General features: G+C 44.0%; 16 protein-coding genes. 14 read left to right on the top strand and 2 right to left on the bottom strand.

Going from position 1 to position 12,071, the window contains the following annotated elements; translation table 11 throughout:
• Positions 1-30: 30 nt before the first annotated feature.
• Together NCCP2331_RS00575 and NCCP2331_RS00570 are read left to right on the top strand one after the other, a co-directional pair.
• Positions 31-282, top strand: coding sequence for a PepSY domain-containing protein (locus NCCP2331_RS00575; RefSeq protein ID WP_153721667.1), 252 nt, complete (start codon positions 31-33; stop codon positions 280-282).
• 91 nt (positions 283-373) lie between these two features.
• Complete coding sequence (locus NCCP2331_RS00570) at positions 374-856, top strand: GAF domain-containing protein (protein ID WP_153721732.1); 483 nt, start codon at positions 374-376, stop codon at positions 854-856.
• Positions 857-1,092: 236 nt separating this feature from the next.
• On the opposite strand, the gene NCCP2331_RS00565 is transcribed toward NCCP2331_RS00570, so the two are convergent.
• On the bottom strand, positions 1,093-2,415 hold the full coding sequence (locus NCCP2331_RS00565; protein WP_153721668.1) for a sodium-dependent transporter: 1,323 nt from the start codon (positions 2,413-2,415) through the stop codon (positions 1,093-1,095).
• A gap of 173 nt (positions 2,416-2,588) precedes the next feature.
• Here NCCP2331_RS00565 and NCCP2331_RS00560 point away from each other — a divergent pair, with 173 nt between their 5' ends.
• Genes NCCP2331_RS00560 through NCCP2331_RS00540 form a run of 5 tightly spaced genes read left to right on the top strand, consistent with a single transcriptional unit; the run spans position 2,589 to position 5,242 of the window.
• A complete protein-coding gene (locus NCCP2331_RS00560; RefSeq protein ID WP_153721669.1) occupies positions 2,589-3,041 on the top strand; it encodes a helix-turn-helix transcriptional regulator in 453 nt (150 codons plus the stop codon).
• Between the two features lie 15 nt (positions 3,042-3,056).
• On the top strand, positions 3,057-4,208 hold the full coding sequence (locus tag NCCP2331_RS00555) for a PstS family phosphate ABC transporter substrate-binding protein (RefSeq protein ID WP_153721670.1): 1,152 nt from the start codon (positions 3,057-3,059) through the stop codon (positions 4,206-4,208).
• Between the two features lie 23 nt (positions 4,209-4,231).
• Positions 4,232-4,537 (top strand): hypothetical protein, encoded by a 306-nt coding sequence (locus NCCP2331_RS00550; protein ID WP_153721671.1) that lies wholly within the window; start codon positions 4,232-4,234, stop codon positions 4,535-4,537.
• Positions 4,538-4,578: 41 nt separating this feature from the next.
• A complete protein-coding gene (locus NCCP2331_RS00545) occupies positions 4,579-4,803 on the top strand; it encodes a DUF2651 family protein (RefSeq protein ID WP_228551039.1) in 225 nt (74 codons plus the stop codon).
• A gap of 31 nt (positions 4,804-4,834) precedes the next feature.
• Positions 4,835-5,242, top strand: coding sequence for a hypothetical protein (locus NCCP2331_RS00540; RefSeq protein WP_153721673.1), 408 nt, complete (start codon positions 4,835-4,837; stop codon positions 5,240-5,242).
• Between the two features lie 36 nt (positions 5,243-5,278).
• Here NCCP2331_RS00540 and NCCP2331_RS00535 read toward each other — a convergent pair whose 3' ends face one another.
• Positions 5,279-5,668 (bottom strand): OsmC family protein, encoded by a 390-nt coding sequence (locus NCCP2331_RS00535; protein WP_153721674.1) that lies wholly within the window; start codon positions 5,666-5,668, stop codon positions 5,279-5,281.
• Between the two features lie 153 nt (positions 5,669-5,821).
• Here NCCP2331_RS00535 and NCCP2331_RS00530 point away from each other — a divergent pair, with 153 nt between their 5' ends.
• The 7 genes from NCCP2331_RS00530 (at position 5,822) to NCCP2331_RS00500 (ending at position 11,721) form a co-directional block, all read left to right on the top strand.
• The gene (locus NCCP2331_RS00530) at positions 5,822-5,965 is read left to right on the top strand and encodes a YfhE family protein (protein WP_153721675.1); all 144 of its coding nucleotides are present in this window, start codon (positions 5,822-5,824) and stop codon (positions 5,963-5,965) included.
• 405 nt (positions 5,966-6,370) lie between these two features.
• Positions 6,371-7,348 carry an alpha/beta hydrolase gene (locus NCCP2331_RS00525; RefSeq protein WP_153721676.1) on the top strand — a complete coding sequence of 326 codons (978 nt, stop codon included), beginning with the start codon at positions 6,371-6,373 and terminating at the stop codon, positions 7,346-7,348.
• 77 nt (positions 7,349-7,425) lie between these two features.
• Positions 7,426-8,856, top strand: a complete 1,431-nt coding sequence (locus NCCP2331_RS00520) for a PAS domain-containing sensor histidine kinase (protein WP_228551040.1) — start codon at positions 7,426-7,428, stop codon at positions 8,854-8,856.
• On the top strand, positions 8,849-9,418 hold the full coding sequence (locus NCCP2331_RS00515) for an ANTAR domain-containing response regulator (RefSeq protein WP_153721677.1): 570 nt from the start codon (positions 8,849-8,851) through the stop codon (positions 9,416-9,418). Before NCCP2331_RS00520 ends, NCCP2331_RS00515 begins: the two co-directional genes overlap by 8 nt.
• A gap of 160 nt (positions 9,419-9,578) precedes the next feature.
• Entirely contained in the window at positions 9,579-10,838 is a 1,260-nt protein-coding gene (gene eutH / locus NCCP2331_RS00510) for an ethanolamine utilization protein EutH (protein ID WP_153721678.1), read from the top strand.
• Positions 10,839-10,869: 31 nt separating this feature from the next.
• A complete protein-coding gene (eutS, locus tag NCCP2331_RS00505) occupies positions 10,870-11,211 on the top strand; it encodes an ethanolamine utilization microcompartment protein EutS (RefSeq protein WP_153721679.1) in 342 nt (113 codons plus the stop codon).
• 12 nt (positions 11,212-11,223) lie between these two features.
• Positions 11,224-11,721, top strand: coding sequence for a EutP/PduV family microcompartment system protein (locus tag NCCP2331_RS00500; RefSeq protein ID WP_153721680.1), 498 nt, complete (start codon positions 11,224-11,226; stop codon positions 11,719-11,721).
• The last annotated feature ends 350 nt before the right edge of the window (positions 11,722-12,071 follow it).

Below are 12,071 nucleotides of genomic sequence, written 5' to 3'. Positions count from 1 at the left end.
TATGGAGTAAAGAAATGGAGGAATCGGCGTATGAACCAACAGCGTGAAGAAAATTCTTACTGGGTAAATCACTGGCAGCATCCGCAATACCGAAGGATATCTATGGAAGAGGCAAATGAAATTGCATTGAAAAGAGTTCCAGGAAAAGTAGTGAAATCAGAACTGGACTTTGATGACGGCCAGTTGCTCTATGAAATTGACATTCGCACGGAAGACGGCCAGAAGTTTGAAGTAAAAGTGGATGCTGTTACTGGAGAAATCCTCAGGGTGAAATTGGATTGAACAGGAACCAGATGTAAGCCCGAATGCTTTTCCTAAGCTGTGATTCTGTGTAGAATATAGTAAAGATCTTACACAGAAAGCAGGTAATATGATGTTCACTGCAACGGATTATTCAAGCAATCCAAAGGAAAAGTATACACAGCTTGCAGCACAGCTGGATTCGTTATTATCTGGCGAGTCGAATATTTATGCCAACTTAAGCAATGCATCCGCTTTATTGAACCAATTTTTCGACCGCATTAACTGGGTCGGCTTTTATTTAATGGACGGCAGAGAATTAGTGCTCGGTCCGTTCCAGGGGCTGCCCGCCTGCATCCGTATTCCGCTTGGAAGAGGTGTCTGCGGAACAGTGGCACAGACAAAAAAAGGATTGGTTGTTCCAGATGTGAATGAATTTCCGGGCCATATTGCATGTGATGCAGCTTCCCGTTCAGAGGTTGTTGTACCGCTTATGAAAGACGGAGAAGTGTTCGGGGTGCTCGATATTGACAGTCCTGAATTGAATCGTTTCACTGAAGAAGATCTGGCAGGGCTTACAGAAGCGGCAGCTGTCCTGATGAAACATATTAACTAAATAGGCGGTCTTGAAAGTAATTCTACTTTCAAGACCGCTTTTTTCATGATATTCATTTCTATTCTGCATGTCAACGCACCAATAAAACAGTCAGCCGAGCCAAAAAAGCCCGCGAACGAACCAAAGACTGCTGCCGCCGCACGTAACACAAGCTCTAACGCGCCAAACTACATAACAAACGAACCAATCCGGCCCTTTCCCGCACCAAACTTCTCACGCAGAGGAAGACAGAGAATTTACATTCCCACTATCCACGTAATAAAAATAACGACAATCGCGAGCGGTGCAAAGTAGCGGACGATCAACTTCCACAAAGAATGAACAGCCGGATTCATCCGTAATTCTTCCGCTGTATCTTCTTTTGTCAGGACAAACCCGGCAAACAGTGATACCGCCAGCGCACCGAGAGGCATCGCAATCCGGCTCGTCAGGATATCGGCAAAATCAAAAATCGAGTTGCCGAATAGCTGAACGTCAGATAATAAACCAAATGACAACGCACTTGGTATTCCGACTAAGAAAATCAGTCCGCCAAATACCCATGAAGCACGTCTTCTGCGGTCATGCTTCTTGCGTATTCCGGTAGAAACCACAATTTCCAGCATGGCAATCGCTGAAGTCAGTGTCGCAAACAGCATCAGAATAAAGAAGATGATCAAAAATACACTGCCAAATGGTATTTCATTGAAAATTGCCGGCAGAATGACGAAAATCAATCCCGGACCTTCTGCCGGAGAATGCCCGAGCGCAAAAACTGCAGGGAAAATAACCAGACCCGCCAGAATAGAAATTCCGATATTAAGGATGGATACATTAAATGCAGACTGACCGAGCTTCTCTTCTTTTGAGAGATACGATGCATACGTCATCATCGCCGTCACCCCGACGCTGAGAGAAAAGAACGCCTGACCGAGTGCCACGAGAAAAGTGGTCCCGTTGAAATAGCTCCAGTCCGGAACGAATAAAAACTTAACACCTTCCATTGCGCCATCGAGCGTCAGAGAACGGATCGCCAGAACGATAAATGACAGAAATAGCAGCGGCATCATCCAGCGGCTCGCCCGTTCAATCCCGCCCCGTATTCCACTCTGCACGATGAAGATTGTCAGTGCCATAAACAAAGCCTGTGTAATCAAGACCTCCCAAGGATTTGCGATTGTCGTGTTGAACAGTTCGCCGTAATCCTTTCCATTCAGTTTAAATGTAAAAGCTCTTGCCAAATACGATAAAATCCATCCTCCGACCACACTGTAAAAAGACAGGATGATAAAGGATGAGGCAAGACCCATCCAGCCGACCCACGCCCAGTTCCTGCCGGTTGACAGTTTCTGCAGGGAAGTGACAGCATCCGCCTGTCCTCGCCGGCCAATAACGAACTCCGCCAATAAAATCGGCAGTCCAATCAGTAATGTACAAATAATAAATAACAAGACAAACACGCTGCCTCCGTTTGTTCCCGCCATATAAGGAAATTTCCAGATTGCCCCTAATCCGATCGCACTGCCGGCAGCCGCCAGTATAAAACCAATCTTGGAAGTCCATTGTTCCCGCTGTTTCATATACGTCCTCGTTTCTTTTACATAATTATAAATTCACTAAATCCTATCATGATTTCGAAAAAAAAGCGATGCCTCTGCGGTTCGCAGAGAGTTTTGAAAATTCGTTTGCAATATTTTATTCGGTGGTGTAATATTACACCAATAGATATGAAATGTAACCATGAGGTGAGAGTATGAACCAGCAGGAATTAACCGATTTGATATCACTTAAGCTCCGCGTTGTACGTTTGGAAAAAGAGTATTCCCAACAGAAGATGGCAGATGTACTGGGACTTTCCAAAAAGACGCTGATCCAGATTGAAAAGGGGCGGACCGCAGCGGGCTGGACGGCTGTTATTGCGGTCTGTGCGCTGTTCCGGGACAGTGATGTTCTGCAGGCAACGGTAGGAGGAGACCCGCTTGAAGTATTGGAGACGATCGCACATGATGGAATAGACCGGCCGATTGATCAGTCGATGGGCGGGAAAGTATGGTGGCGGGAAATTGAAAAGAATGGACGTTTTCGGCTGCAACAAAATGTAATCAGTCAGCATTTTCGGATTTTAGATGAAGAACATTATCGCTGGTACAGTTCATTTGATGAAGAAGAAGCCAGACAACGTTTGAGTGAATTAACTGGGAAATAGGAAGGAGAGGGCGATATGTTCACAACGATAGTATTTGCTGTGTTTTTTCTGATCGCGCTGCTATTTTTTGTTGGAATCGGCTTATTGTATTTGCTGTTTATGGGACAGTTTCATTATATTCCTCTGATGATCGCAGTAGCTGTTACTTTATATGTCTGGATTATCATGATGATCAATCATTCATTCCGGACGAAACAGCGGAAAAAGATATTTGGAATTTCTGCTGCCGTCATATTGCTCGGTGCGTCTGTCTGGCCGATTTATACAGCTTATAAAAACAGCATACCGACTGTAAGTGCTGAGGTGGAAGTCTATTATTATGAGCCGTTTGGCCAGGAATCAAAAGTTAAGAAACTGAATGAACCGGCAGCGCTGCAACTGCAGGATCAGTTGCCGAAGATGGATGGAGCCACCGCCCTTTATCCGCTGTATTCCTCATTTGTGCAGGCTGTGTACCCAGAGAAAGCATACAGTCCCTATGACAGCGAAGTAATGGTCAATACCACACCTGAAGCGTATGAGAATTTATTTGAAGGCCGTGTTGATATGATTTTTGCGGCAGGCCCTTCTGATGCCCAGCTGAATGAAGCGGAGAAAAAAGGGCTGAATCTGAAACTGACACCGGTAGGGCGGGAAGCCTTCGTATTTTTCGTCAATCAAAAGAATCCGATCAACAATTTGGAGTTAAAGCAAATTCAGGATATCTACGCGGGAAAAGTGACGAACTGGCAAGAGGTCGGCGGGAAAAATGAGCCCGTCCGTGCATTTCAGCGGCCAGCAGACAGCGGAAGCCAGACGGCGCTGGAGCGGCTGATGGGCGATGTGCCAATTATGGAAGCGCCGCGGGAAAATGTGGCGGAAGGAATGGGCGGAATCATTCAGGAAGTGTCGACCTACCGAAACTATAAAAATGCGATCGGCTATACGTTCCGTTACTATTCAACGGAAATGGCGGGCAATGAGGAGATCAAGCTGCTGGCCATTAATGGTGTCACGCCAACAAAGGAAACGATTCGTTCAGATGAGTACCCGATTTCATCCGAATTTTATATCGTGACAGCCGGAACGAAGAACCCGAATGTTCAGAAGTTTATTGAGTGGATTTTGTCGGATCAAGGACAGCATCTGGTGGAGGAGGTTGGCTATGTGCCGGTAGGGAAACCTTGAGGTACGTAGAACAGGAGAAAATTATGATGAAGATGACGTTATCGATAATGATCAGTATGATTATAGCGACAATCCTGGGTGTATATGGTCAGGGAATGGCATATTTCATGACCGATTACGCGGTAGATATTAATCCTGTTTATTATTTGACTGGGTTCACGGTGATTAGCTTGTTGTTATATGTAGTCAGCTTTATTTTGGCCTCTTTATTAATGAAAAATAAAAGTATTAGCGACTGGAAAGTGTCGGGTGCTTTGTTGGCAATCAGTATCATTGCGGTACCGATTTCGATGTTTTCTTTTTTTGTAACAGCAATGTGGTGGGGATAAGCAGCAGTCCTCCCAACTAAATGAAAGAGGAAGTGGATGGAGTGTATTTTGCTGTGGTATTTTTACTTTTTCCGATTCTTGTCGTTATCACTTCAGTTATTGGCTATTTACTGCTTAAGAAGTGGTTTGTCGTTCTGTTACTTACTTTTGTGATTTTCACTGTATTGACATTTACCGTCTTCGACACAACCTTTTTCATTTGGGTAATTATATTTACGTTACTGTCTGCAATTCTTAGTTTACTCATGAAGTTCACGCTGAAATAAGGACTATTGCAAGCTGTGAAGCGGCGGCCACATGAAAGAAGGTGCAGGCATGCGGAAAAAGTCTGTGTTGTTTATAGCGATAGTAATTATAAGCGTGGCACTGAATATCTACTTAGGAACATCGAGCTTTCTAAAAAGTACATATACACCAAATATAGACGATCAAGAAATATTAGGAGAAATGACAGTGATGACGCTGCAGAATGAAGAATATCAAAGCATTGCAGAAAAGGAAACAGTCCATTCGATTATGCAGCGTGTCAGCCGTTTTAATGTAGCAGATCCGTCTTCCGTCATTCATTACGAAGTGCATGTTTCAACTGATCAGCAAACATATATTTTTTATTGTGAGGATGAGGCGTGTACAAATGTCTCACTGGGTGGCTGGGCGTATTCGCGCTACACAGAAGAAGAGCCTTTGCTGCCTTTAAAAAAGTAAATGGCGTGCCGGAATGTTCCGGGCACGCCGTTTATTTTATTTACTGCCAATCTCGTACGTTTTCACCACTTCTATACAGCCCATTACGGACTGCAGCATGGAACAGTTTTTCTCAGTGAGCTCCATAATTCTCGGCATTTTTTCTTCCGTAATATCAGAGCCGATGACGGTGAAATGAAGGTGGATTTTCATAATGCGGCTTGCATCATCGTCTGAACGAACGACTTCCTTTACAGCAATCGCAATATCGTCAGCAGGCATGCGCATTTTATCAAGAATCTTGCGCATGACGCCGCCTCCGCAGGCAGCGATGGACGCGACCATCAGCTGGTATGGACGAAATCCTTTTTCTTCATTGGAGGAAATGTGTAATGTACCAAATTCCGTTTCGGTGTCAAAACCGTGTTCTGTCATGTGAAATTGCATATGATCAGCTCCTTATGCAAGTAGTATACGTTGTTTTGCCGAAAAGATAGAAGATTTTGCTTCCTTTATCGGAATCGCTGCAGACTTACTGGCTGCGTTTAATTTGCAGCATATGTGGAAGACTAGAAATAAGAAGGAAAGGAGTGTTCATGCATGAGTGAAAATAAGCAGCCGCACAAAACATTTACTGATAAAAACAATGGCCTTTCATCCACTCAAGAAGTCTTATACGCAAAAGACTTTAAGAGGGCAGACAAAGCAGCTGAGCAAGAAAACAATCAGAAACAAAATAAATAACACTAATCAAAAGCCCCAGCAGATACTTTTATCTGTTGGGGCTTTTCTCATGAAATTGTCATAAACAAAACTTGGTTTTCATTGTATAATAAGAAGAAATACTTATCTATATAAGTTGTATTAAACTTTTTACATCATAAGGAAGCTATGTTCTATCTACTCAGTTGATTGGAGTGCAAGGCGGCGACTCTGGGAGGATCAGCCCGACAGGTGATGACAACTTAGGGGAGCGAAGCGACCAAGTTGGCTCACCGCGGGCCCTCCAGAAAGCGTCCGCCTGGAACGGAAATCAACGGTGCTAGGTAATTTATGGAATGCTTATTTATTAATTCAACCTATCTAGACGCTTAGTTCAGACTCCGATACAACTTTGCCAAGTGACAATTGAATAAGAGAACGAGGGAAATGAAGATGAGAAAAATAGGCTGGAAGAAGTTTTTGTTGATTATTGTTGCTTTCTTTATAGTCTTTCAAATAGCAGGCAGTTTTTTCTTTTATAACTTGGCAATTAAGCGGGGGCCAAAGGACTTTCTGACTGGCAATGCGGATCTTAAAGTATCTGCTGAAACGATGGAAGTATTTCTGAACGGTGACTGGAGACAATGGGTGGAGGAGCAAGAATACGAAGAAATGAAGCTGACCTCTAGGGACGGTCTGGAACTGATGGGGTATTACCTGCCGGCAAAGCAGCCTTCCAACAAGCTGGTCATCCTGACGCATGGTTACCTGGGACATGCAAAACAGATGGGGCTGTACGGCCAGTATTATTATGAAGAACTCGGGTTTAATGTTTTCATGCCGAACGCGCGGGGGCATGGCCGGAGCGGCGGCGATTACTACGGCTTTGGCTGGCCGGATCGTCTGGACTTGATTGACTGGACGAAACAGCTGGTACAGAAGCAGGGGCCCGAAACAGAAGTTGTATACCACGGACTTTCAATGGGCGCGGCGACAGTATTAATGGCGAGCGGAGAAGAGGAATTGCCGAAACAGGTGCAGGCAATCGTGGCAGACAGCCCGTATCAATCCGTGTATCAGCTGTTCGCTTATCAAATGGACCGCATGTTTCATTTGCCTGCTTATCCGCTGCTCGATAATATGAGTCTGCTGACGAAGGCGAAGGCCGGCTACTCATTGAAAGAAGCGAATGCGCTGAATGAAGTCAAAAAGACAGAAGTTCCGATCTTGTATATTCACGGCAAAGCGGATACGTTTGTGCCGACCGCAATGGCGGAGGAATTATTCAATGAGACAAACAGCGAGGCAGAGCTGCTGTTAGTGGACGGTGCCAATCACGGTGAGGCATTTGTGATGGATGAGAAGGCTTATAAATTAAGGGTTTCAGACTTTTTGCGATCCCACTTGTCTGCTTTGAAAGATTGACCTGCCAAAAAATCAGCATTATACTAACTTTACAAAATGCAGGGAGAGATATTTCCCTGAAGCGAGGTTGTGGTAGATTGGTTAAAGCGACAGTGGAACAACTGTGTAAACAGCATACAGATTTAACTGATCAAGATATAAAAATTCTGCAGGAACTGGCGTTTAGTCTGCAGACATACGCAGATTTATCGGGTGATTATATGTTTATAGACTGCAAATTAAAATCCCATAATCAAGCGATTGTCGTGGCAGAAGCATTTCCCAAAGGATGCAAGCCGCTGTATGACAATTCGGTTATAGGAAAGATTGTTTTCGAATCGTTTGAGCCGGGCGTGTTTTATTCGTACCGTAATGGGAAAAAGTCCATTATTCGCCATGCTGTGACGCAGGAAGGAATCGCAGTCGATCAGACGGTGGTGCCAATCAAGAATATGTGCCATCAGGTGATTGGAGTGCTGATTCAGGAAAAAGAAGTCTCCTCCTCATCTACCGATCAACCGCTACAGAACTTTTCGGTCATTACAGAAACCGCAGAAGATCAGCTGACTAATTCGGGATTGGGTGTAGTTTCAGACTTATTAATGGAGATGCTGATCTTAACAGATGCTTCAAACCGGCTCGTCTACGCCAATCCGTCGGGTTTGAAACTGATATCTGAGCTGAGCGGCTGCGATGAACTGCACAACCAAAACTTAGTGGAACTGCTGCCGTTTTTACAGCCGGTGTATGAGCAGAAAGATGATGTATTTGTATTTGAAATGACAATTGAACGCAAAAGTCTCATAGTGAAAAAAATAAAAATGCGAGAAAAAAATAAATCCCGAGAAACCTTGCTCATTGTTCAGGATATCACCGAACTTCGGACGAAAGAAAAAGAATTAATGATGAAATCGGTTGTCATCAAAGAAATTCATCATCGTGTCAAAAACAATCTTCAGACGGTGGCAAGCTTACTGCGACTGCAAATGCGCAATGGCGTTACAGCAGAAAGCCGTACTGCATTTGAAGAAACACTGAACAGAATTTATAGTATTTCTTCCGTTTATGAAATCATTCTTGCTAAGGAACATGCGGACGATGATGATGTAAACATTATTAATTTGACAAGAAAAATCTGTTCTACTATGGTATTAAATGAATATAATTTAAAAGTAGACTTGATTATTGAGCCGAATGGCAATAAAATAGTAACAACCTCTAAGAAAGCGGTTTCAATCGCATTGATTATCAACGAGCTCATACAGAATTCCTTAAAACATGCGTTCCAAGGTAGAGAACAAGGGATTATTGATGTAGAATTTACTGTGGATAATGATTTTGTAGAACTTCACGTTTCCGACAACGGCGTTGGAATGAAGGATCCTCAGACTTCATTAGGAACGGAAATCATCCATAACCTTGTGACCAATGACCTGAATGGTGAATTCTTGTACGTGCCTAGGGAAATTGGAACTCATGCACTGATCATTTTTCCAATAGGCGCGGAGGTGGAAATCTTTGGTGAGTAAACGGATTGTCATAGCGGAAGATGAATCGATTATTCGGATGGACCTGAAAATGACCTTGCAAGACCATGGCTATGAAGTGGTGGGCGAAGCAGGGGACGGGGACAGGGCTATTGAACTTGCTTTTCTGCATAAACCGGATTTAGTTTTGATGGATATCAAGATGCCGAAGATGAACGGATTGAAGGCAAGCCGCATTATCGGAGAACAGCTGGATCTGCCAATTTTAATCCTTACCGCATACAGCCAAAAGGAATTTGTGGAAAAAGCACAGCAAGACAATATAGTGGGGTATTTGGTTAAACCTATATTGGAATCCAATTTAATTCCGGCTATAGAAGTGGCGCTTCATCAATCGGATAAAGCGAAACGACTGAAGGAAAATGTTCGGCAGGCAGAAAAGGAAGTAGAAAAGCGAAAAATCATAGAGCGGGCAAAAGGCATTCTAATGGACGCTGAGCAGTTAACAGAACAGCAGGCGTTCAAACAGATGCGGAATGAGAGTATGTCACGGCAAATGACAATGGAGTCGCTTGCCTATGAAATTATTGAATCGTACAAGTAAATAGATTTAAGCAAAGGCGCTTAAAGAGCTTCATTCTTTAAGCGTTTTTTTGTCTTCAATTTTTTCTATTATTTGTGAGTTCATCCAATGAAAAGGTGGTGATTTGCTAGTTACTGGCTGAAAATGCAACACAATATTATAATAAAAGGGGATAGCCTTTATGGAAATGATAGGTACGGTAATTGTATACATTATAATGGCCTGTGCGATTGCAGGGGCGTTTGCTTCCATCAAAAATCCGGAGGAAGGGTTAGGTAAGGAATTCATGTCAGGACTCCACGCGGTTGGACATATTTTTGTCCCGGCAGCAGGTATCATGGCATCCATCCCTTATTTGACATGGTTCATCAGTAAATTCATCGGACCGATCTTTGATTCAATCGGAGCAGATCCAGCCATTGCCGCTACGACAATTTTGGCTTCGGACATGGGTGGTTACCAGTTGGCAGAAGCACTGAAAGTTACAAATGAAGGATGGGTTATGGCGTTGATCGTCGGTTTCATGTCCGGCGCAACCATTGTATTCTCCATTCCGATGGGTCTTGCGATGCTTGATAAGCGGGATCATAAGTATATGGCACTTGGTATTATGTCGGGAGTATTGACGATTCCGATCGGAGCATTTATTGCATCTTGTTTAGTAGTTATTTTTAATACAGATGTGCGTGATGTGATTAGCACTACAGCTAATTCAAATTATGAATTTGCGATTGGTTATTTACAGATTTTCATAAATTTATTGCCATTATTAATTTTTGTTGTTTTAATCGCACTGGGATTAAAATTCTTCCCGCGTCTGATGATCAATGGATTTATGATTTTCGGGCGTGTCATGGACGCAGCAATCAAACTTGTGCTAGTGTTCTCCATTGTAGAAGTATTTACAGGCATTTTCACTAAAATCTTTGGTGTTTGGGGCTTTGATCCGATTATGGCGGATGAGGCAGACCAGTTCCGTGCGCTTGAAACAGCGGGATATATCGGAATCATGCTGGCAGGGGCTTTCCCGATGATTTACTTGATCAGAAAATATTTGGGTCGTCCACTGGAAGCAGCGGGACAGAAAATCGGCCTTTCTCCTGAAGGAAGTGCGGGTCTTCTGGCTACCGTAGCGAATATTTTGGCGATGTTCTCTTTAGTTCGTTATATGCGTCCAAAAGACAAGGTCGTTAATATTGCATTTGCGGTTTGTGCGGCATTCTTGCTAGGCGATCACTTATCATTCACGGCGAACTTCCAGCCGAACATTATTTTGCCGGTGATTATCGGGAAGCTCAGCGCTGGAATTATCGCGATTATTATTGCGTACAAACTATCCATCCCGACTGCGCGGAAATTGGAACAACAGGATCGTGAAGCAGGAATTATTCGCCCAGGCGAATACGAAGATAAAGCTGAAACTCCTCCTGTAAAAGGATAAATAGGTATTAGTTAGAGAGGGAGTGTGTAGAATGAGCGAGGAAAAGAAACGGTTTATACAGGAATTTGTTCCGGGAAAACAGCTGACACTCAGCCACTTAATCGCAAATCCTGATCCCGACATGTTCCAGAAATTAGGTATTCAAGAGGCTGGAGCCTTGGGTATCCTAACTTGCACACCAAGCGAAACGGTGATCATCGCAGGGGATTTAGCAACAAAAGCGGCAAATGTTCGTATTGGTTTTCTGGACAGGTTTACCGGAAGTCTGGTAATTGTCGGGAGTGTGTCTGAAGTGGAAATGGCAATGCAGGAAATCAATCGGTTCTTATCTGAAAAGCTGGGTTATACACCGGCTGCCATTACGAAGTCTTAAGGAGTGGTGAGGATGCAAAACAAGGCGATGCTGGTCGGTGCGGTACGCGCAGGAAAGTCCACGTTGACGAATGCCTTGTTAGGCCGGGAAGTAAAAGCTGTCAAGACGCAGACGCTCAATTATTTTGATTGGATTGTCGATACTCCTGGGGAATATACGGAAAATCCAATGTTTTATAAAAATATCATGGCAACCGCTCTGGAAGTAACACATGTATTTTATCTGCAAGATTCAACAAGCGAAAAGCTGATCTTCCCTCCCGGCTTCAGCCTGGGAGTTCCGAAGTTGCCGATCGGCGTGATTACAAAGTGTGACCGTCCTGATGCTGATACTGAACGAGCGCTCGTCATGCTAAAAATGGTCATGAATCAAGGCCCGATCGTCATTACCTCCTCTGTAACAGGAGTGGGCATCGATCACTTGAAAGAGTTAACCAAACTTAATGACCTGGCATCCATGCGTCAATACGTCGAACAAATGGACGATGAACGCTTACTATTCCTAGGATGATACCCTTTACACCTATCGCAGAATTTGATATAGTAAAGCTCATACAAGTGAATAAAAACGGCAATGGCGCCTTTACATCTCGTGGACTTCCCACGGGTCTGTAAAGGCGTCTTTTTATATTCAAAAGCGGAAAGCGCCGTTTAGCCTCGACAGGCGTTGGAGGTCTTGCCATAAAGGCGCTTTTTGCCTTTCTGGCAGGACCGAAACGACCCGAGAGGCTGGCGCTTGCAGCTGGATGATTCTAAAGCGGAGACGGCTGTCCAGCTCCGACAGGCACTGGAGGACTTAAAAGAAAGGCGCACTTTGCCTTTCCTTTAAGTCTGAAGTGACCCGAGGAGTTAGCCGTCGCA

Origin of the sequence: Sporosarcina sp. NCCP-2331 (assembly GCF_023707945.1) — a bacterium.
In the GTDB taxonomy this organism is placed as follows: domain Bacteria; phylum Bacillota; class Bacilli; order Bacillales_A; family Planococcaceae; genus Sporosarcina; species Sporosarcina cascadiensis.
Note: the sequence above shows the minus strand (reverse complement) of the source record. Positions and strands in the feature narration are given on the sequence as shown.